General features: G+C 68.4%; 19 protein-coding genes. 5 read left to right on the top strand and 14 right to left on the bottom strand.

Annotated elements, in window-relative coordinates; all coding sequences use genetic code 11:
* Nucleotides 1–5: 5 nt before the first annotated feature.
* Complete coding sequence (locus HPA01S_RS15660) at nucleotides 6–1,697, top strand: M48 family metalloprotease (protein WP_084360727.1); 1,692 nt, start codon at nucleotides 6–8, stop codon at nucleotides 1,695–1,697.
* Nucleotides 1,698–1,728: 31 nt separating this feature from the next.
* Here the strand turns inward: HPA01S_RS15660 and HPA01S_RS15655 are convergent, their stop codons facing one another.
* Nucleotides 1,729–2,076: a phage holin family protein gene (locus HPA01S_RS15655; protein WP_066271697.1), complete on the bottom strand. Its 348-nt coding sequence runs from the start codon at nucleotides 2,074–2,076 to the stop codon at nucleotides 1,729–1,731.
* Nucleotides 2,077–2,187: 111 nt separating this feature from the next.
* The gene (locus HPA01S_RS15650; RefSeq protein WP_066271696.1) at nucleotides 2,188–2,940 is read right to left on the bottom strand and encodes a TerC family protein; all 753 of its coding nucleotides are present in this window, start codon (nucleotides 2,938–2,940) and stop codon (nucleotides 2,188–2,190) included.
* Between the two features lie 454 nt (nucleotides 2,941–3,394).
* Here HPA01S_RS15650 and HPA01S_RS15645 point away from each other — a divergent pair, with 454 nt between their 5' ends.
* A complete protein-coding gene (locus HPA01S_RS15645; protein WP_066271695.1) occupies nucleotides 3,395–3,811 on the top strand; it encodes a DUF3717 domain-containing protein in 417 nt (138 codons plus the stop codon).
* Nucleotides 3,812–4,114: 303 nt separating this feature from the next.
* A complete protein-coding gene (locus tag HPA01S_RS15640) occupies nucleotides 4,115–4,990 on the top strand; it encodes a 2OG-Fe(II) oxygenase (RefSeq protein ID WP_066271694.1) in 876 nt (291 codons plus the stop codon).
* Between the two features lie 64 nt (nucleotides 4,991–5,054).
* Here the strand turns inward: HPA01S_RS15640 and purB are convergent, their stop codons facing one another.
* Nucleotides 5,055–6,482 (bottom strand): adenylosuccinate lyase, encoded by a 1,428-nt coding sequence (purB, locus tag HPA01S_RS15635; RefSeq protein WP_066271693.1) that lies wholly within the window; start codon nucleotides 6,480–6,482, stop codon nucleotides 5,055–5,057.
* 105 nt (nucleotides 6,483–6,587) lie between these two features.
* Here purB and HPA01S_RS15630 point away from each other — a divergent pair, with 105 nt between their 5' ends.
* Complete coding sequence (locus tag HPA01S_RS15630) at nucleotides 6,588–7,202, top strand: glutathione S-transferase C-terminal domain-containing protein (RefSeq protein ID WP_066271692.1); 615 nt, start codon at nucleotides 6,588–6,590, stop codon at nucleotides 7,200–7,202.
* Nucleotides 7,203–7,290: 88 nt separating this feature from the next.
* Here HPA01S_RS15630 and HPA01S_RS15625 read toward each other — a convergent pair whose 3' ends face one another.
* The 9 genes from HPA01S_RS15625 to HPA01S_RS15585 all read right to left on the bottom strand — a co-directional run bounded on the left by HPA01S_RS15625 (nucleotide 7,291) and on the right by HPA01S_RS15585 (nucleotide 15,531).
* Nucleotides 7,291–7,746: a nuclear transport factor 2 family protein gene (locus HPA01S_RS15625; protein WP_066271691.1), complete on the bottom strand. Its 456-nt coding sequence runs from the start codon at nucleotides 7,744–7,746 to the stop codon at nucleotides 7,291–7,293.
* Nucleotides 7,747–7,753: 7 nt separating this feature from the next.
* Nucleotides 7,754–8,533 (bottom strand): SDR family NAD(P)-dependent oxidoreductase, encoded by a 780-nt coding sequence (locus HPA01S_RS15620; protein WP_066271725.1) that lies wholly within the window; start codon nucleotides 8,531–8,533, stop codon nucleotides 7,754–7,756.
* 86 nt (nucleotides 8,534–8,619) lie between these two features.
* Nucleotides 8,620–9,165: a DUF3833 domain-containing protein gene (locus tag HPA01S_RS15615; RefSeq protein ID WP_066271690.1), complete on the bottom strand. Its 546-nt coding sequence runs from the start codon at nucleotides 9,163–9,165 to the stop codon at nucleotides 8,620–8,622.
* Nucleotides 9,166–9,174: 9 nt separating this feature from the next.
* Complete coding sequence (locus HPA01S_RS15610; protein ID WP_066271689.1) at nucleotides 9,175–10,500, bottom strand: MFS transporter; 1,326 nt, start codon at nucleotides 10,498–10,500, stop codon at nucleotides 9,175–9,177.
* Nucleotides 10,497–11,087, bottom strand: a complete 591-nt coding sequence (locus tag HPA01S_RS15605) for a chalcone isomerase family protein (RefSeq protein WP_157085057.1) — start codon at nucleotides 11,085–11,087, stop codon at nucleotides 10,497–10,499. Before HPA01S_RS15605 ends, HPA01S_RS15610 begins: the two co-directional genes overlap by 4 nt.
* 10 nt (nucleotides 11,088–11,097) lie before the next feature.
* Nucleotides 11,098–12,327, bottom strand: a complete 1,230-nt coding sequence (locus HPA01S_RS15600; protein ID WP_066271688.1) for an SAM-dependent methyltransferase — start codon at nucleotides 12,325–12,327, stop codon at nucleotides 11,098–11,100.
* The gene (locus tag HPA01S_RS15595) at nucleotides 12,324–13,154 is read right to left on the bottom strand and encodes a DUF1365 domain-containing protein (protein ID WP_066271687.1); all 831 of its coding nucleotides are present in this window, start codon (nucleotides 13,152–13,154) and stop codon (nucleotides 12,324–12,326) included. The genes HPA01S_RS15600 and HPA01S_RS15595 overlap by 4 nt, the downstream gene beginning before the upstream one ends.
* A complete protein-coding gene (locus HPA01S_RS15590) occupies nucleotides 13,151–14,557 on the bottom strand; it encodes an NAD(P)/FAD-dependent oxidoreductase (protein ID WP_066271686.1) in 1,407 nt (468 codons plus the stop codon). The genes HPA01S_RS15595 and HPA01S_RS15590 overlap by 4 nt, the downstream gene beginning before the upstream one ends.
* Nucleotides 14,558–14,895: 338 nt before the next feature.
* On the bottom strand, nucleotides 14,896–15,531 hold the full coding sequence (locus HPA01S_RS15585; protein WP_066271685.1) for a glutathione peroxidase: 636 nt from the start codon (nucleotides 15,529–15,531) through the stop codon (nucleotides 14,896–14,898).
* Nucleotides 15,532–15,759: 228 nt separating this feature from the next.
* On the opposite strand from HPA01S_RS15585, the gene HPA01S_RS15580 reads away from it, so the two are divergent.
* Nucleotides 15,760–16,605: a ferritin family protein gene (locus HPA01S_RS15580; protein ID WP_066271684.1), complete on the top strand. Its 846-nt coding sequence runs from the start codon at nucleotides 15,760–15,762 to the stop codon at nucleotides 16,603–16,605.
* 62 nt (nucleotides 16,606–16,667) lie between these two features.
* Here the strand turns inward: HPA01S_RS15580 and HPA01S_RS15575 are convergent, their stop codons facing one another.
* Together HPA01S_RS15575 and glnE are read right to left on the bottom strand one after the other, a co-directional pair.
* Nucleotides 16,668–17,339: a rhomboid family intramembrane serine protease gene (locus HPA01S_RS15575; protein ID WP_066271683.1), complete on the bottom strand. Its 672-nt coding sequence runs from the start codon at nucleotides 17,337–17,339 to the stop codon at nucleotides 16,668–16,670.
* Nucleotides 17,336–20,161 carry a bifunctional [glutamate--ammonia ligase]-adenylyl-L-tyrosine phosphorylase/[glutamate--ammonia-ligase] adenylyltransferase gene (gene glnE / locus HPA01S_RS15570; protein ID WP_084360726.1) on the bottom strand — a complete coding sequence of 942 codons (2,826 nt, stop codon included), beginning with the start codon at nucleotides 20,159–20,161 and terminating at the stop codon, nucleotides 17,336–17,338. Before glnE ends, HPA01S_RS15575 begins: the two co-directional genes overlap by 4 nt.
* Nucleotides 20,162–20,173 lie beyond the last annotated feature (12 nt).

The raw sequence follows: 20,173 nt of genomic DNA, 5'->3' as shown, positions 1-20,173 counted from the left end.
CGGGGATGCGTTTGACTCCGACCCCGCTGCCCACCGCTGTTCGACAAGCTTTGCTGGGCCTGTGCGCGCTGGCCGCCACCGCCTCGCTGCTGTTCACGGCCCCGGCCTCCCTGGCGCAATCGTCGTCCGGGCGCGAAGGTCCGTCGGCTTCTGCCCTGCCCAGTCTGGGTGATGGCGACGGCATGTCGATCGGTGCCGAGCGGCGGCTGGGCGACCGCATCGCGCGCGACATCTACCGCGACCCCGACTACATCGACGACCCGGTGCTGGGCGACTACCTGCAGGCGCTCTGGCAGCCCTTGCTGGGCGCGGCGCGTGACCGTGGCGACGTGCCGCCCGAACTGGCCGAGCGCATGGCCTGGGAGCTGGTGGTCTCGCGCGACAAACGCGTCAACGCCTTTGCCCTGCCCGGCGGTTACCTCGGTGTGAACCTGGGCTTGGTGGCGCTCTCGGACCGGCCGGAAGAAGTCGCCTCCGTCATGGCGCACGAACTCAGCCACGTGTCGCAGCGCCACATCGCACGCATGATGTCGCGCCAGGACCGCATGGCGCCGTGGATGATGGGTGCGATGATCCTGGGCGCCCTCGCGGCGGGCTCCAACGCCAACGTGGCCAGTGCGGCGATCGCCGGCAGCAGCGCGGTGGCGGCGCAAAGCCAGCTCAACTTTTCGCGCGACATGGAGCGCGAGGCCGACCGCGTCGGCTTCGGTGTGCTCACCGGCGCCGGCTTCGATGGCCATGGCTTCGTCAGCATGTTCGACAAGATGCAGCAGGCCTCGCGCTACGACGACGGTTCGTTTCCCTATCTGCGCAGCCACCCCTTGACTGGCGACCGCATCGCCGACATGCGCTCGCGCTTGCCACAGGGGCCGGCCGCCTCGACCAGCGGGCCGACGATGGCCGCGGCCAGCCGTTCCGGCGCTGCGATGGCCGGCGGCAGCCAGGGTCTGCGCCTGGATTTGCCGGGCGGCGGCGGCCGGGATGCGCGCGATGCGGCGATCGGCTTGCCCACGCCCTCGCGCGCCGTGCACGCGCTGATGGCGGCCCGCGCCCGCGTGCTGGCCGAAAACAGCCCCGACCGCCAACGCGCCTGGCTGGCGAGTGGCCAGGCCGCCAACGCATCGACCGGCGACCGTTACGCCGCCGCGCTCTCTGCCCTGCGTCTGGGCCAGCGCGATCTTGCCCTGGACCTGGCGCAGCGCCTGCGCACGGAGGTCACGGCCGATGCCCGGCCGACGGTTGATGCGTTGTTGATGGACGTGCTGCTGGCACCCGGTGCCACCAGAACCATGCCCGCACCCCAGGCGCAGTTGCTGGCGGAGTTGCGCGACCAGGCCCTCGCGGGCACCTCGCGCGCCAGCGCGCTGCTCGGTGCCCAGGCGGCGTTGGCCACCGGCGAAGCGCAGCGTGCGGTGACACGCTTGCAGGCCTGGGTGGCGGTGGCGCCGCGGGACGCGGTGGCCTGGCAGACCCTGTCGCGTGCGTACGCGGCCCAGGGTCAGCAGCTGCGCTCGATTCGCGCCGAAGCCGAGGCACGTGCGGCCCATCTCGACTTCGGTGGCGCGGTGGACCGCTTCAAGGTGGCGCAGGCCCTGCCGGCGGCGCAGCGCACCGACGCGATGGAGCTCGCCATCGTCGACAGCCGCCGCCGCGAGGTGGAGGCGCAGCTGCGCGATTCGGTGAACGAAGAGAAATAAGGCGCGCGGTGCAGCGGCACCGCGGGCGGGCTCAGCGCGTGACCGAGCGGGTGGCCGCGTTCACCACCAGCATCAGCAGCGAATAAATCAGCGAGCCGATGAGGGCGGCGACGAAGCCGTTCACGTGGAAGCCACCGAGCACGCCCGATGCTGCCCAGAACATCAGCGCGTTGATGACGAACAGGAACAGGCCCAGCGTGACGATGGTGACCGGCAGGGTCAGGATCACCAGCACCGGGCGCAGCACCGCGTTGAACAGGCCGATGACGGCCGCCGCGATCAGCGCCGAGGTGAAGCTCTGCACCTGCACGCCGGGATAAAGATACGCCACGAGCAACAACGCACAAGCGGCCAGCAACCAGTTGAGGATGAGTTTCATGGGGCCAGCATAGCATCGCTGCGCCTGCACCCCGAGCCCGGGCGCGACCAAGAAAAAGGGCGATGCCCTTTCGGACACCGCCCCTGGCAGGCGCGAAGCGCTCGCCGCCGATCAGGCTTCGTGCGTCACGGCCGGCTTGCGCGAGGCCAGCCACTTGCCCAGGGCCAGCACCAGCAGCGCGCCAGCCACGTGGGACACCCAGTACAGCGTGGTGGAGATTTCGGCCGTGCCGTCCGCGGCCAGCGTGCCCAGCTTGGGCATCCACAGCCACTTGTCGGGGTTGACGAAAGCCGGGTCGGTGACCAGCATGCCGCCAGCGATCCAACCCAGCAGCATGCCGCCCACCGTGATGATGACGGGGAAGCGCGCCATCAGCTTGATGACAATCGTGCTGCCCCAGACGATGATCGGGATGGAGATCAGCAGACCCAGCACCACCAGCAGGAACGAGTGCTCGCCCGCATTCTGGGCGGCGCCGGCGATGGCGATCACGTTGTCCACGCTCATCACCAGGTCGGCGACGATGATGGTCTTGATGGCGGCGAACAGGCGGTCGCTGCCCTGGATGTCGCCGTGGCCTTCGTCATCGGGAGCGAGCAGCTTCACGCCGATCCACACCAGCAGGATGGCCCCCACCAGCTTGATGAACGGAACCGCCAGCAGCGTCATCGCGAACGCGATCAGGATGATGCGCAGGACGATGGCGCCGGCCGTGCCCCAGATGATGCCCTTGGTGCGCTGGGCGGGTGGCAGCTTGCGGCAGGCGAGCGCGATCACGACCGCGTTGTCGCCCCCCAGCAGGATGTCGATGATGATGATTTGACCCAGCGCGACCCAAAACGCAGGTGATGTCAGGAAATCCATATATTCCTCGTTGTCGTTTGCTCACAAGGGCGGGACGCGCGTCGTTCCCGTTGTCATCGTTGCCCGCCCGTTCTTTTCTATCGACCACCAGGGCAATCAGGGGCATTGTTCATCTGCCCACGATGGCGCAATTGCGCAGCGCGAAGGGACGGCAAGCCTTGATCGACCCGGTGGGCCCATCAAAGGTCTTGCTCAGCCTGGTGTGGTGACACCGGGCCCGGGTTGCCGGAAGCCGAGGGCTTCGTATTGACGACAAACCCGAACATCCGCCGAAGCAGGGCGCTGTGGCCCGTCTGCGATGGAATTGGGAGCTACTCCCCTTCGAGAAGCGAGATTGTAGCGGGCCACCGTGCGTTATGGATCAGGCCGGGGGTACGCAGTTACCACAGGGCCCATGCCGGTTCTGCCGCCGGTCGCGACTCAAGGCGGTCGAACTGGCTATGATCCACCCCCCATGGCCGGCATCCACATCACTGACATCGAAGCCGCGATCAACTTCTGGCGTGAGCGTTCACCCTCGCCGGACGGCGTGTCGCTGTGCAAGGAATTGCGCGCTCTGGCCGAGGTGTACGCGCTGATGGTCTGGTTCCACGAGCCCGAAGCCGATGAAGCCACCCTGCCCGAGGCCGCCAAGGCGGCGTGGCTGGCCTGGTACGACACCACACCGGACACGCCCTGCATTGCCATCTGCTCGACCAGCCAGGGCGATGAGGTCTGCAAGGGTTGTGGGCGCTACTTCAACGAGGTGCAGCGCTGGACCGAAATGACGCCTGGCGAAAAGCGCGCAAGCTGGCGCCGCATCACCATCGAGGGCGATGCCTGGCGCTTCAACCGGTATGCCGAGCGGGCGCTGGAGCCGACGGACAAATGACCGGGGTGGTGCCGGCCGCCTGATGGCAGTCGGAGGGTGACTTGGATCAAGGACCGTGCACTTTTGTATCGGATTGCACGAAAGCCGCGCTTCGAATGCAGTGCTTGCCCTTCAGGCTCGATATCATCGCGCTGGATGTAGGCGTCCGCGGCCAGACCCTGGCTGCCCCGTAGCGCTCGCGGTTGCTGCCGCGTCAACCCCCCGAGAGGTCGACCGGCCTTTGCCGAAGCAAGCGGACTGCCTGCCGGCCGCCCTCCCCAGCCGTTTTGAATGGGATCCCCGGATCCGTGGAGTTTTGACCCAATGAATCGCTTCGACCTCACCTTGCCGGTCAGCTTTGACGGCACCTTGAGCATGGAACCCGACGAGGCCCGCGCCACCGGCGAAATGCTGGCGCAGGAATACCGTTCGGCCGAGCCCTTCCCGCACATCGTGCTCGACGGCATCCTGCCAGAGGCGGTGCTGCACCAGGCGCTGGACAATTTCCCGGCCGAGCCCTTGAAGTCGGACCGTGTGTTCGACATCAACTACGGCGGGCACCACAAGCGCCAGATCCTGCCCTACGACTGCAACAGGGATGCGCAGGCGCTGTTCGCCTTTCTCAATTCCAAGGCGGTGCTGCAGTTCCTGCAAGGCCTGACCGGCATCGACGGCCTGATCCCCGACCCCTATTTCGAAGGTGGCGGTTTTCACGAAATCAGCAAGGGCGGTTTGCTGGGCGTGCACGCCGACTTCCGCATCAACGAGACCCTGCACCTCGAACGCCGCATCAACCTGCTGATCTATCTGAACCCGGACTGGAACGAGGAGTGGGGTGGTGCGCTCGAGTTGTGGGACCGCAAGATGACGACCTGCCACTCGAAGGTGTTCCCGCTGTTGAACCGCTGCGTGGTGTTCAGCACCGACGCCGACAGCTTCCATGGCCACCCGGATCCGCTGAACACGCCGGAGGGCGTCAAGCGGCGCTCGATCGCGCTGTATTACTACACCAGCTCGCGCAACGTCTACAAGGAAGTGCCGAGCCACGGCACCATGTATTACGCGCGGCCCACGGACTCGGCCGAGGTGCAGGCCGAAGTGCGGCAATTCCGCGCGGACGAGCACATCCGGGACTGGCTGCCGCCCGTGCTGTCGCGCCTGTTCTTCCGCATCCGTCGCCGCCTGAGCTCGAACCGCTGACGCGGCAGGCTCCGGCGCGGAGCCGACTTCAAGGCCGCGCTCCGCCCGGGAGCGCGGAACGCCTTCAGACCCGGCGGGCCAGCTCGGTCGCCTTGCCGACGTAGCTGCCGGGGGTCATGGCCAGCAAACGGTCTTTCTCCGGCTGCGGAATCTCCAGGCTGCGGATGAGTGCGTGCAGCGCTTCGGCGGTCACCGTCTTGCCACGCGTCACTTCCTTCAGCTTCTCGTACGCGCCCGACACACCGTAGCGGCGCATCACGGTCTGGATTGGCTCGGCCAGCACTTCCCAGGACGCGTCCAGGTCGCTTGCCAGCGCTTCTTCGTTCAGCTCCAGCTTGCCCAGGCCGACGCCCATGGCGTGGTAGGCCAGCACCGCGTAACCCAGTGCCACGCCCATGTTGCGCAGCACGGTGGAGTCGGTCAGGTCGCGCTGCCAGCGGCTGATCGGCAGCTTCTCGGACAGGTGGCGCAGCAGCGCGTTGGCCAGGCCCAGGTTGCCTTCGGCGTTCTCGAAGTCGATCGGGTTGACCTTGTGCGGCATGGTCGAGGAACCGATCTCGCCTTCCTTCAGGCGCTGCTTGAAGTAACCCAGGCTCACATAGCCCCAGATGTCGCGCGCCAGGTCGATCAGGATGGTGTTGGTGCGTGCGATCGCATCGAACAACTCGGCCATGTAATCGTGCGGCTCGATCTGGATGCTGTAGGGCTGGAAGGTCAGGCCCAGGCCGAGGGGCTCGGGCTGTTCGATCACGTTGCGGCTGAAGGCTTCCCAGTCGAAGTCGGGCCAGGCGCTTAGGTGGGCGTTGTAGTTGCCCACGGCGCCGTTCATCTTGCCCATCAGCTTGACGCTGGCGATCTTTTCGCGCGCGGCGCTCAGGCGCACCACCACGTTGGCGATCTCCTTGCCGACGGTGGTCGGGCTGGCAGTCTGGCCGTGTGTGCGGCTGAGCATCGGCACTTCGGCATACGCGTGTGCCATGCCGCGCAGCTTGTCGATGACCGCGTCGAGCGAGGGCAGCAGCACGGCATCGCGCCCGCCCTTGAGTTGCAGGGCGTGGCTGGTGTTGTTGATGTCTTCGCTGGTGCAGGCGAAGTGCACGAACTCGGCCGCTTTTTCCAGCTCGGGGCGGGCCTCGAATTTGGACTTGATCCAGTACTCGACCGCCTTCACGTCGTGGTTGGTGACCTTCTCGATTTCCTTGATGGCCTGGCCATCGGCCTCGCTGAAATTCTTCACCAGGCCCAGCAGGTAGGTGCGCGCGCCGGGCGACAGCGGCTTGAATTCGGCGAAGCCGGCGTCCGACAGGGCGATGAACCAGGCGATCTCGACCTGCACGCGGCGGTGCATGTAGCCTTGCTCGCTCATGAAAGGCCGCAGGCTCGCCAGGCGGCCGGCGTAACGGCCGTCGAGCGGCGACAGCGCGGAGATCGCGCTGAGGCCGGCGGAGGAGGAGGAAGACGGGGCGGTGGAGGAAGAGGTGATCGGGCGCATGCCCCGATTGTAGGAGGCCCCTCCCCGCGCGGCCGGGGCCGTCGGGCGCTGGCTAGAATCGCGGTTCAAGCCCCCCTTGTCCTTACTGCGAGCCTTTCACGCGACATGAAACTCATCGGCGCCATCACCAGCCCCTACGTGCGCAAAGTGCGTGTCGTCATGGCCGAGAAAAAACTGGACTACCAGTTCATTCTGGAAGACGTGTGGTCGGCCGACACCACCATCATGACCTCCAACCCGCTGGGCAAGGTGCCCTGCCTGGTGATGGAAGGTGGCGAAGCGGTGTTCGACTCGCGCGTGATCGTCGAGTACCTCGACACACTCTCGCCGGTGGGCAAGCTGATTCCTACGCAGGGCCGCGAGCGCGCGGAAGTAAAAACCTGGGAAGCCCTGGCCGACGGCCTGCTCGACGCCGCCGTGCTCGCGCGCCTCGAAGCCACCTGGCCGGGCCGCAACGAGGGTGAGCGCAGCGACGCCTGGATCCAGCGCCAGCAAGCCAAGATCGACGCCAGCCTCAGGTCCATGAGCCAGGGCCTGGGCGAGAAGGCCTTCTGCTCGGGCATCCACTTCAGCCTGTCCGACGTGGCCGTGGGCTGCGCGCTGGGTTACCTGGACTTCCGCTTCCCCGCCATCGACTGGCGTTCGCAGTACCCCAACCTGGCGCGCCTGGGTGAGAAGCTGCACGCACGTCCGAGCTTCGTCGACAGCAAGCCGAGTTGACTCCCCCGCGCCGCGCCTGCGGCGCGTCACCCCCCAGGGGGCGACAGCAGCGGCCCGGCAAAGCCGGTTCCGCGCTGTCCTGGTCTGGCTACCCCTCGTTCGCGCGCTTCTTCAGCCAGCGCATCAGGCCACCCAGTACCGGCAGTTTCTCGTACAGCTCTTCTGCTGCGTCCCAGTAGTCGCGGTGTTCGCGCACACGGCCATCGGCGGCCAGGTGCAGGTGTGAGCCGCCGCGCACCACCTGTTCGGTCACGGTGTCGAAGCGCTGGAAGCGGAAGCGGAACTCCCACACCAGAAAACACTGCGCGCCGTCGATCACGCGGCTGGTCACCACGAAACGCGGCGCTTGCAGGCTGCGGAACATGTGCTCGAACACCTGCGTGATCGCCGGGATGCCCTGCACGTCGTTGAACGGGTCCTTGAAGCGCGCGTCGGTGGTGTAGAACTCGGGCAGCCGCGCGAGCGACTCGGGCGACAGCGCTTCGAACCAGACGCAGAGGCGGTCAATGGCGGCGCGCGGGTCGTCGGGGTGTGGGGTCTGCATGAGCGGTTTATAGCCCGGTGAAGCGGCGCACTGCCGGAAAGTAGGCGCGGTAGGGCAGGAGGCGCAGCAGCTTCATCCAGCGCGTGAAGCGCTTGGGGTAGTGGATGTCGAAGGCGCCACGCCCCCAGCCTTCCAGCATGGCCTGTGCGGCCTGCGCCGGCGTGATGAGTGCCGGCATGGTGAAACGGTTCTGTGCCGTCAGCGGCGTCTGCACGAAACCCGGATGCACCACGCTCACGCCCAGCCCCTGCGGGTGCAGGTCGAGGTACAGCGTTTCCGCCAGGTGGGTCAGCGCGGCCTTGGTCGGTCCGTAGGCCAGGCTCTTGGGCAGGCCGCGAAAACCCGCCACGCTGCTGATGAGGCTGACGTGGCCCTGGCCGCGCGCCGTCATCGCCGGCAGCACTTCGGCCAGCACGCGCAGCGCGCCGCGGTAGTTGATGTCCAGGTGCCGCTCCAGGTCGGCCAGGTCCATGTCGGTCGCGCGCATCTCGCGGTAGTGGCCGGCGCAGTACAGCACCAGGTCCAGCGGGCCTTGCGCCAAGATGGCGCGCGCGGTGCGGGCCACGGCGTCGGCGTCCGTCACATCGAGCGGCCAGGCCTGCGCGGCCAGGCCGTCGCGCGGCGGGTGTGTGGCGACGAAGGCCTGCAAGGCATCTGCCTGGCGCGCCGACACCAGCACCTGCGCGCCGCGCGCGTGCAGCGCCGACGCGGTGGCCGCGCCGATGCCGCTGGAGGCGCCCACCAGCCACACACGTTGCCCACGCCAGTCGGTCAGGGGCGGGTTCATGGGTGGCAGCAGCGAGCGGTTGCGGCGCAGCTGTGCGGGCGGCGGTGCGGCCGCCGGTGTTTCGACGAAGGACCGTGGTGTGCCCATCATGCGCCGCCGCTGCGCTTCACGAAGGACAGCGTGACTTCGCCGAGGCGGATGCCGAACTTGCTCATGGTCGCCTTGTTCAGCATCACGCGCTCGTTCATCAGGTACATCCAGTCGTCGAACTGCAGCTCATACGTCCGCTCGCCCACCGGCTGGCGCAGCGTGTAGCCCCAGCGGAAGGCGTTGCCCTGCTGCTCGCCGCGCGCTTCGCCCACCAGGTCGTCGGCGGTGCCGCTGAAGCGGCCCTGGCCCAGGTGCTTCATGCGCCACACCCGTGTCTGTGTGCTGCCGTCCGAGTAGGTGAAGGCTTCGTCCAGCACGCCGTCGTCGCCGTTCCAGCTGCAGCGCATCACCACCGTGAAACGCTTCACCACCGCGCCCGAGCGGTCGGTGAACACGCCGTAGGCATCGAGCGTGCCGTTGAAGTAGCTGCGCAGGTCGAGCACGGGTTTTTCGGCGGCGTACTGTGCGAGCTGCGGGCCGGCGCAGCCGCTCAGGGTGGCGGCACCGGCGATGCCGCCGGCGAGCAGAAGGCGTCTTTTCATGGCGGTCTTTCAGGGGGAGGAAACGGAACGGGATGCAGCCGGTATCCACTTGGGTTGATGCCGGATCACCAGCGTGTAGAGCGCGCCTGCCGCCAGCAGCTTGAGCGCGCAAGGCAGCAGGCAGTACGCCACGCTGAGGGTCTGCAGCGCGGCGGCGTCGCGCGCGCCGGGCACGTAGCCGAAGGCCGCCAGCAAGGGCAGCGCGAGGCCGGCGGCCAGCGCCAGGTTGAGCTTGGTGGCAAAGTTCCACCAGCCGAAGTACGCGCCTTCGCGCTGGCCGCGTTCGCCCAGCTGGCCGATCAGGCCGGCGAGCAAGGCGCCGGGCACGGTGAGGTCGGTGCCGAGCGCCACGCCCGAGAGCGCGCACACCAGCAGGAAGGGCCACACATCGCCGGGGCCCAGCGTGGCGGCCCAGACGAACACCGCCACCGACAGGCCCATGCCGAGCAACCAGGTGCGCGCCAGCCCGAGCCTCGTCACGGCTTTCACCCACAGCGGCATCGACAGCGCGGCGCAGAGGAAGTAGGTGGCGAGGAAGGCCGGCTCCATCTCGGGCGCGGCCTGCAGCCGGTCCTGCACGAAGAACAGCACCAGCGTGGCCGGCACCGCGCTGGCGGTGCCGTTGAGCACGAACACCAGCAGCAGACGCCGGAACGCCGGCTGCGCCAGGGGCGATGCGCGGGTGGTGGCCGGCGCGGGGTTGGGCGCGGCGTGGCCCGGTGCGGCGCTGCGGCCCCAGGCCCACCAGCCGGCGGCCAGCAACAGCGCGAACACCAGCACCGTGGCGCCCAGGCCGGCGGTGCCGGGCAGCACGGCGGCAATCAACACACCCAGCAGCGCCAGGCCTTCGCGCCAGGCCACCACGCGGCTGCGCTCGGCTTCGTTGCCACCGAGCCGGGCACCCCAGGACTGGTGCGCCACCGCGACCACGCTGTAGGCGGTGAAGCCGAGCACCATCCAGGCGCCGGCCCAGGCCAGCAGCGCGCCGCTCCCGGCCGCGCGCACCGCGGCAGGCGGGAACAACAGAGCCCAGAGGCCGAACACCAGCAGCAGCGCCGCGCAGGCGGTGGCGCGGAGCACGTGGCCGGTGGAGCGCTGGAACCAGCGGTCGCAGCAGCGGCCGATCCAGGGGTCGAGCAGCGCATCGAACAGGCGCGCGGCCAGCAGCACCGCACCCAGCAGCGCGAGCGGCGCACCGAAGTTGCGCGCATAGAGGTTGGGCAGGATCACGTAGAGCGGCAGCGCGACGAAGGCCAGCGGCAGACCCAGCAGGCCGTAGCGCAGGCCTTCGCGCCACGCACCGGGGCCGATGAAGCGGGCCGCGACGTCGCTCATGGTGCACGTGGCGCGCCCGCGCCGACGGACTGGATGAGCGCGTCGCGCATGCGCGGCTGCGAGGTGCCGGGCGAGAGCCAGATGCCGAAGAACAGGCGCGAGAAGGGGTCGTCGGCAATGTCGCCGAGCAGCGCCCCGTTGAGGTAAAAACGCGCACCGCGCCCGGGCAGGTGCAGGCCGGTGATGCGGTCGCCTTTCTCCACGTCGGGGAACAGGGCGGCCATCGTGCTCTGCCAGCGCTGCGCCTGCGCCGGGCTGATGGTGGCGAGGCCTTTCATTTCCTGGATCGAGCGCTCGGCGATGTCGGCACCCTTGAAGCTGCGCAGGTAGTGCAGCTCCAGGCCGAAGCCCTGTTCCTGAAAACGCAGGATGTCGAAGCCGGGGGCGGCGTACAGGCTGGCGTCGTAAACATCGAAGCCCCAGTAACGCAGCCGTGCCGTGCCCACGCGTGGCTGGTGTTGCAGCGCCGTGGCCAGCGTGGTGTCGGCCGGCGTGGCTTGCGTGGCCATCGGCAGGCCGGCCAGCAAGGCCATGGCCGTCAGCAGGGCCAAGGGGCAGAACCGGCGGCGGGCGACGCGGGCGCGCATGGCGGCGGCCTCAGCCGGGCTTGCGCAGGGTGTACTGCACGACGTCGATGCTGCCCTGCTCGAACGCTGCTTCGCAGTAGGCGAGGTAGAACTCCCAGATGCGCAGGAAACGGGTGTCGAAGCCCAGCGCTTGCACGCGCTCCTGCTCGTGCAGGAAACGCTCGCGCCAGATCGCCAGCGTGCGCGCGTAGTCGCGGCCGAAGGCCCATTCGTTCACCACCTCCAGCCCGGCCGCCGCGGCCTGGGCGCGAAACTCGCGCGGGCATGGCAGGCAGCCGCCCGGGAAGATGTACTGCTGGATGAAGTCCGTGCCCTTCACGTAACGCTCGAAGTGCGCATCGTCGATGACGATGCTCTGGATGCAGGCGCGCCCACCCGGCTTCAGCAGCCGCGCCACGCTCTGGAAGTAGGTCGGCCAGTATTCGCGGCCGACGGCTTCCACCATCTCGATCGAGCAGATCGCATCGAAGGGCGCATCGGTGATGTCGCGGTAGTCCTGCAGCCGCAGGTCGGCGCGTTCGGTGCAGTCGATGGCCTGCAGGCGTTCGCGCGCGAAGTCCAGCTGTTCGGTGGACAGCGTCACGCCGACCACCGACGCGTCGAACTCGGTGGTGGCCTTCTCGGCCAGCGCGCCCCAGCCGCAGCCGATCTCCAGCACGCGGTCGCCGGCGCGCACGCCGGCCTCCTGCAAGGCGCGCCGCACCTTGGCGTGTTGCGCGTCCACCAGGGGCTGGTCGGGCGTTTCGAACAAGGCCGACGAGTAGTTCATGGTCTCGTCGAGCCAGAGGCAGTAGAACGCATTGCCCAGGTCGTAGTGGGCGTGGATGTTCTTGCGGCTGTTGGCCTTGGAGTTGTGGTTGAGCAGGTGCTTGACGCGGTAGGCCAGGCGCCCGATCCAGCAGCCGTAGACCATGTCTTCCACCTCGCGCCGGTTGGCCACCAGCAGCGACAGCAAGGCCGTGAGGTTGGGCGTGCTCCAGTCGCCGGCGATGTAGGTCTCGGCAAAACCGATGTCGCCCGACTTGAGCGCCGCGCCGCACACGTTCCAGTTGTGCAGCTTTATGCTGGCGTGCGGCCCGTCGGCCTGGCCGAAGCGTTGCAGCGTGCCGTCCGGCAGTTGCAGCGTCAGGCTGCCATGCACCAGGCGCTGCAGCAACTGCAGGGTGGTGCGCGCGGCCGCGGGTGCGTTGCGGGGCAGTTCAAAGCCGACGGGGCTGCGCGGGGCGGTGGTGCTGTTCATGGTCGGAGGGGCTCCGCGTTCGGGGTGGGGGCCGTGGGCACGGCGGTGGCGGTGGTCACGAAATCACCCGGTGCGGGTGGCTGGCGAAAAAACGGCGCCTTGCGCCACCACAGGCGCAGGGCCTGCCAGTGGATGCGCGCGATCACGCCAACGGTCATGGCGGGATGGCGCCACAACGCGCGGCGCAAGGTCTGCGGGTTCAGCGGCAGCAGCGCACCGCTCACGCTGGTGTTGAGCAGCGGTGGCGCATCCGCAGCGCCGTCGTGGTCGAAGTAGTCGATGCGCGCCACCGTGCGCGGGCGCTCGCCGGCGGTGCGCTGGAACACGAAGCGGTAACGGCCGCGCAGGGGGCAGAACGGCGACACGTGAAAGACCTTGCTGGCTTCGCAGGGCTGGCCGTAGCGTGGCGCGTCCAGCAGGTAGCAGTGGCGCTCGCCGAAGGTGTTGTTGACCTCCACCAGCACCGCGCGCAAGGCACCGTCGCGGTGGTGGCAGTACCAGAAGCTCACCGGCTTGAAGCTGTAGCCGAGCACACGCGGGTAGGTGTGCAGCCAGACCTCGCCCTGCGCGTCGTGGATGCCGTGCTGCTGCAGCACGCCGTCGAGCCAGGCCAGGCTGTCATCGCCACCGTCGCCATGGTCTGCGTCGTGAAAGGCCAGGGCCGCCCGGCGGTTGCGCGCCAGGGCACCGGGGCCGTGCGCGCGCAGGCTGCGCATCGGCAGCATGAGGAAGTAGGTCGGGTAAACGAAGGCGTTGCGCTGCGGCCGATGGCGGGTGTGGCGCACCTGGCCGAAGCCGATCTGTGCCACCGGCGCAGCGCCGGTCAAGCAAACACCCCGGGCAGGGCGGCGCGCCGCAGTTCGCTGTCGCTGGGCACCGGCACCAGGCCGCGCGCGTCGATCAGCGCACGCGCCGCCTGCAGGCCCGACTTGAGGCCGTCCTCGTGGAAACCGTAACCGGTCCAGGCACCGGCGAACCAGGTGTGCTGCTGGCCCTGCAGGCGCGGCAGCATGCCTTGCGCACGGATCGCCGCGAGGTCGAACACCGGGTGCTCGTAGGCGTATTCGCCCAGCACCTGCGTCGGGTTGATCTCGCGCTGCGGGTTGAGCGAGACCAGCACCGGCTGCGCCACCGGCAGCGGCTGCAGGCGGTTGATCAGGTAGTGCAGGCAGACCTGTGCCGATTCGAGCGGGGCGCTCGGTGCGCGCGCGTAGTTCCACGCCGCCCAGGCGCGTGGGTTCTCCGGCAGGACCGAGGCATCGGTGTGCAGCACCGCGCGGTTGGGCTGGTAGCGGATCGCACCCAGCAGCTCGCGCTCGGCAGCGCTGGCTTCTTCGCCCAGCAGACGCAACGCCTGGTCGCTGTGGCAGGCCATGACGATGGCGTCGAAGCGCTCGACCTGGCCGGCCGTGACCACGCGCACGCCCTGCGCGTCGCGCAGCACCTTCTGCACCGGCGTGGCCAGGCGCTTGTCGGCGATGCGGTCGGTGATCTTCTGCACGTAGCGGCGCGCACCACCCGTCACGGTGTACCACTGGGGCCGCTGGGTGACCTGCAGCAGGCCGTGGTTGTGGCAGAAGCGCACCATGGTGGCGACCGGGAAGGCCAGCATCTGGTCGGTCGGGCAACTCCAGATGCAGCCCATCATGGGCAGGAAGTACCAGTCGCGGAACGCATCCGAAAAACCCTGCGCGCGCAAGAAGTCGCCCAGGGGCTGCAGCAAGGGGCTGTCGGGCCGCAGGTCTTCACCGCGTTCGGCCAGGCGCGTGACCACCCGGTTGAAGCGCACGATGTCGGCCAGCATGCGCAGGAAACGCGGGTTGGCCAGGTTGCGGCGCTGCGCAAACACGCTGGAGAGATCGCTGCCGCTCCACTCCAGCGCGCGGCCCGGGCCGGCGCCATCGGGCACCTGCACCGAAAACGACATGTCGGACGGCGCAATCGGCACCTCCAGCGCGGCCAGCAGCGCCAGCAGGTTGGGATAGGTGCGCTCGTTGAGCACCAGGAAACCGGTGTCGACCCCGAAGGTGGTGTCCACCCCACGCGCGTCGGGCAGCGTCACGTCAACGGTGTGGGTGTGGCCGCCGAAGTAGTCGCCGGCCTCGAACAGGGTGATGTCGGCCAGGCCCTGCAAGGTGTGGGCCGCGGCCAGGCCGGCGATGCCGGAGCCGACGATGGCCACCCGCGAGGGTCGGCCGGTGCTGGGGGGAGGGGTGAGGTCTGTGCGCATGGACAGACCTCAGAACAGCGGGGCAGCGGCACCCGCTCGGGTGTGCCTGCCGCCGTGCCATGTACAAAAGACCGCGAAGCGCCCCCAGACGAACAAGGGAGGGAGGGAGGAGGAGAAGCGCCTTGGGATTTCAACCGGATCACATGAACCCGGAAGGCTTCGCAGTACAAAACGGAACCCTGTGGCTGGCACGCTGGCCAACCTGGGCAGTACGACGCCGGACGCGGCACAAAAGTTCCGGCGCCCATGGCGCCGCGTCGCTTTGGAGACAGCGCGCCATGGGACAGGGGTGGAAAACAGCGAATTCATACTCATTGGTTTTTATCGTGACTATACAGTCACATTTTGGCCTCGAGAAGCTTTTCTATGTCTTTTACAAGCGCCGGGTTCTTCGGTTCGACGCCGCTGCCGTAGCTGTGCACGGTCTGGCCGTCGCGCCCGATCAGGTATTTGTGGAAGTTCCAGCGTGGGCTTTCCCCGGTCTTGGCGGCCAGCTGGCGGAACAGCGGGTTGGTGTTGCGCCCGACCACGCTGGTCTTGCTGAACATCGGAAACTTCACGCCGAAGGTGTTTTCGCAGAAGTCGGCAATCGCCTGGTTGTTGCCCGGCTCCTGGTTGCCGAAGTCGTTGGACGGGAAACCCAGCACCACCAGGCCCCGGGCCTGGTAACGGGCGTGCAGGTCCTCCAGGCCCTCGTACTGTTTGGTGAAGCCGCAGAAGCTCGCGGTGTTCACCACCAGCACCACCTTGCCGGTGTACTGGCAGAGCGACTGCGGCTTTTCGTCCTGCAGCCGGTCGAAGCCGTGCTGCAGCAGCGTGGGGCAGGCCGGGGCTGCGGCCGCGGCCTGGGGTGGCGAAGGTGTCTGTGCCGCGGCGGGCAGGCCGGTGGCGGCGGCGCCCAGGCCGAGCAGCAGGCTGGCGAGGGCCGTGGCCCGGGTGGAACGGCTCGGGCGGGGTGTTTCAGGCAGGTTCATGGTGTCGACTCCTCAAATCAAAAAAATCATTCCATCACGGCCCCGGATACAACGCCAGCGTGCAGACTCTTGTGCGCAGCGCCCGTCTGGTTTTACGCAGGTGCCGGCGGATCGGATTCAACACACGGAGCCGGAACTTTCCGCGCCCGCGCCTGCCCCATACCCTGGGGGGTTGGGAACCCGGCAAGGGCCCGCCGAATAGAATGTTCGCGTTACTGAAGGACCACCATGCTCTACCCTGAACTCTTCAAGCAACTCGAATCCGTGCGCTGGGACATGGAAAAGGACATCCCCTGGGACCAGTTCGATGCCAGTGCCTTGACGGACGAGCAGGCCCAGACCATCAAGATGAATGCCATCACCGAGTGGGCGGCGTTGCCGGCCACCGAGATGTTCCTGCGCGACAACCGCGACGACTCCGACTTCTCGGCCTTCATGTCGATCTGGTTCTTCGAAGAGCAAAAGCACTCGCTGGTGCTGATGGAATACCTGCGCCGCTTCCGGCCCGACCTGGTGCCCACCGAGCAGGAGCTGCACGACATCCGTTTCGACTTTGATCCGGCGCCGCCGCTGGAGACGCTGATGCTGCACTTCTGCGGCGAGATCCGCCTCAACCACTGGTACCGCCGCGCCAGCGAATGGCACTCCGAACCCGTCATCAAGAAGATCTACAGCACCCTCAGCCAGGACGAAGCCCGCCACGGTGGCGCCTACCTGCGCTACATGAAACGCGCCATCGGCAAGTTCGGCAACGAGGCCCGCGCCGCGTTCGCCAAGGTGGGTGTGCTGATGGCCAGTGCGCGGCGCACCGCGCAGGCCCTGCACCCGACCAACCTGCACGTGAACAAGGCCCTGTTCCCGAACGACACCATCCAGAGCCGCCTGCCCAACCCCGAGTGGCTGGAGCACTGGCTGGACACGCAGATCAAGTTCGACGCCGTCTGGGAAACCAAGGTGGTCGAGCGCATCCTGCACAACATGAGCCTGCTGATGGAGCAGAGCTTCAAGAGCGTGCAGGACCTGAACCGCTTCCGCAAAGCGATGTCGGCGGGCGGCGCACCCACGGCGGCCTGAGCGCCCCGGCGCGAAACAAAAAGCCCGCTTCGGCGGGCTTTTTTGTTGTTCGGGTGGCCGACTCAGTATCTGGCGGCCGGGCGCGAGGCCGAGGTGGGCAGGCAGGCCACCAGCAGCCCCAGCAGTGCGCCCCAGACGATGCCGGTGAGGTGGCCTGCCTGCACCACCGGCATGCCGTTGCTGGCGTCCCAGACCACCGGGCGGGACCAGCCCTCTTCCAGCAGCACCTTGGTGCTCGCGCCCATCACCAGCAGCCCGCCCCAGAAGCGCGCGCCGCGGATCGGGATGCGGTCGAGTGCGATCTGCACCGCGATCACCATGGTGCCGGCGTGCATCAGGCCCGACAGGCCGACCGCATAACCGACCTTGGGCCACAGCAGCAGCGAGGCCTGCGCCAGCGGCCAGGCCAGCAACCAGGCCAGCGTGCAGGGCAGGCTGGGCCGCACCGCCCAACCCAGCGTGGCCAGGGCGCCGAGCGCGAGCAGGTTGCTTAGCAGGTGGGCCATGTTCAGGTGCACCCAGGCGCTGGTCCAGAGTGTCCAGGCGTGGGTCGTCCAGTCGGTGGCGTACCAGACCAGGCTGTCGAGCGCGCCGCCGCGCCAGGTCCAGACCAGCAGGCTGGCCAGTGCGTGCAGCGCGCAGAGCAGCAACCAGCTGTGGCGCGCGAGCCAGGCCATGAAACCACCGGGGCGGTCGCCGCTGCTGCGTTTGCTGCTCGCGACCAGGGCGCTCATGGTGTCGCCGCGCGCCCCAGCACGTGTTGCCACAACGCCAGCACGGCCTGCACCGCGGCCTGCACTTCGTCTGCCTCCACCTGGGTGGGGGCTTCGTCCAGCCGTGCGCGGTGCTGGATCTGGCGCAGCTCGCGGTAGGCCTGGGCCGCGGCTTCGCCCATGCCGGGCGCCAGCAGGCCGGCGGCCTCGGCGCGCCACAGCAGGTTGATGTTGCCGGTGTTGGCGCGCAGCTCGGGGTGGGCGCGTGAATGCAGCAGCACCAGGTACTGCACGGCGAACTCCACGTCGACCATGCCGCCCGGGCTGTGTTTCACATCGAAGCGCGTGCCGCGCACCGGGTGGGCAGCGCGCACCTTGGCGCGCATGGCCACGATTTCAGCCGCCAATGAGTCGGCATCGCGTTCGGCGGTGATGACGGCCTCGCGCACGGCGTCGAAACGGCTGGCCAGCGCCGCGCCGCCGAGCACGAAGCGCGCGCGCGTCATGGCCTGGTGTTCCCAGGTCCAGGCGGTGTTGCTGCCGCGTTGCTGCTGGTAGTTGGCGTAGGCGGTGAAGCTGCTGACCAGCAGGCCGGAGTTGCCGTTGGGTCGCAGTGCGGTGTCGATCTCGAACAGGTCGCCTTCGCTGGTCTTGACGGTCAGCCAGTTGATCATCTTGCGCACGAAGGCGGCGTAGATTTCCGAGGCGTTCTCGTGGTCGTCCTCGTCTTCGTAGACGAACACGATGTCGAGGTCGCTGCCGTAGCCCAGCTCCTTGCCGCCGAGCTTGCCGTAACCAATGATGGCGAAGCTGGGGTGTTCGCGGTGGCGGTTCTTCAACCGGTCCCAGCACCAGCGCGCGGTGGTGCGCAGCACCGCGTCGGCCAGGGCCGACAGGTCGTCGGCCACCTGCTCCACGCTCAGCACTTTCTCGAGGTCGCGCGCCAGGGTGCGGAAGACCTCGGCGTGGTGGGCGCGGCGCATCAGGTTGAGCAGGGCCTCCTCGTCGTCTTCGCCAGTGGAGCGCAACGCCGTGCGGCGGGCTTCGAGCTCGGCCTCGAACTGCGCGGCGTCGAAGCGCTCGGTCAACAGTTCGGGGCTGGCCAGTTCGTCGATCACGCCCGGGTGCTGAATGAGGTAACGCGCCGGCCAGCGGGCCGCGCCCAGCAGGCGCAGCAGGCGTTCGTGCACCGACGGCCGTTCCTGCAGCAGGGCGAGGTAACTCTCGCGGCGCATCAGGGGCTCGATCCAGTCGGCCATGCGCAGCGCCGCCTCTTCGCTCACGCGGCCTTCGTCGAGCCACGCGCCGGTGCGCTGTACCAGCCGCACCAGGCGCGCGCGGGTGTCTTCGCGCAAGGCCAGCACACGCGGGTGGCCGGCCCATTGCGCCACGCGGGCGGCGAAGGCGGCCGGCAGCTGCTCCAGCACGCTCTGCAGGTCGTCCGCACTGCGGCCCTGGGCGCCGTTCTTGTTGCTGCAGCCCTTCTTGCCGTTGCAGCCGCCATGGGTCGGGCCGCCGAGCAGGGTGTCGAACTCCTGTGCCACCAGTTCGCGGTGCGCGTCCAGCGCGTGCAGGAAGGCGCAGACGTCCGGGTATTGCAGCGAGGCGGCGATCCAGGCCAGGTCGTCGTCGCGTGTCGGGATGACGTGGGTCTGCTGGTCGTCCAGGTACTGGATGCGGTGCTCGACCCGGCGCAGGAACTCATAGGCCTCGGCCAGGGCGGTGGCGGTGCTCTGCGGCATCAGCCCGGCCTTGCACAGGCGCTGCAGCGCGTCCAGCGTGGGGCGGGTGCGCAGCTCGGGGAACTGGCCGCCGCGCACCACCTGCAGCAGCTGCACGGTGAACTCGATCTCGCGGATGCCGCCGCGTGAGAGCTTGACGTCGTTCGAGCGCCCCGGGTTGCCGGCCGCACGCTTCGAGGCGTGGTCGCGGATCTGGCGGTGCAGCACGCGCAGGGCGTCGAACACGCCGTAGTCGAGGTAACGCCGGAAGACGAAGGGCAGCACCGTGCCGCGCAGCGCGCTGGCGCTGCCGTCACGCACGTTGGCCACGGGTGCGATCACGCGGCTCTTGAGCCAGGCAAAACGTTCCCACTCGCGGCCCTGCACCAGGAAATACTCTTCCAGCGCGCCGGCCGAGACCGCGCTCGGGCCCGAGTTGCCGTTGGGCCGCAGCGCCAGATCGACGCGGAACACGTTGCCGTGTTCGGTGGTTTCGCCGATGGTGTTGTAGATGTGTTTGACCGCCTTGCCGAAGTACTCGTGGTTGCTGATGCGGTTGCGGCCCTGCGCGTTGCCGGCGGTGTCGCCGTCCTGGTCGTAGACGTAGATCAGGTCGATGTCGCTCGACACATTGAGCTCGCGCGCACCGAGCTTGCCCATGCCGATCACCCACAGCTGGGCGCGCTGGGGCTGGCCCTGTGGCGTCTGCCCGAGCGGCGCGCCATGCAGTTCGTCGAGGTCGGCAAAGGCCAGGGCGCAGGCGGCGTCGAGCGCGAGTTCGGCCAGTTCGGTGACGGCGCGCGTCACCACGTTCAGCGCAGCGGCCTGCTCGCAGTCCAGCACCACCAGGCGCTCCAGCACCAGCTGGCGCAGCACGCGCAAGGCCGCCGGCAGCGCCAGGCCCTGCTCGCGCAGCCGGGCCAGTGCCACCTGCATGCTGGCGTGTTCCGGCGCCCCTTCGGGCAGGCAGGCCAGCTCGGCCGCATAACGCCGGCGCACGCGCTGCACGAAGCGCGAATGGTCGGCCTGGCGATCAACCTCCGACAAGGTTCGGCAGGACCTCACATTTGTTGACAAAGCGGCTTCGTCCGCTGCGGAACCTGTGGTGTGGCTGGCCGTCATAATTTGCGGTGG

The organism is Hydrogenophaga palleronii NBRC 102513, from assembly GCF_001571225.1.
Taxonomy (GTDB): Bacteria; Pseudomonadota; Gammaproteobacteria; order Burkholderiales; family Burkholderiaceae_C; genus Hydrogenophaga; species Hydrogenophaga palleronii.
This window is presented reverse-complemented; position numbering and strand designations above follow the sequence as displayed.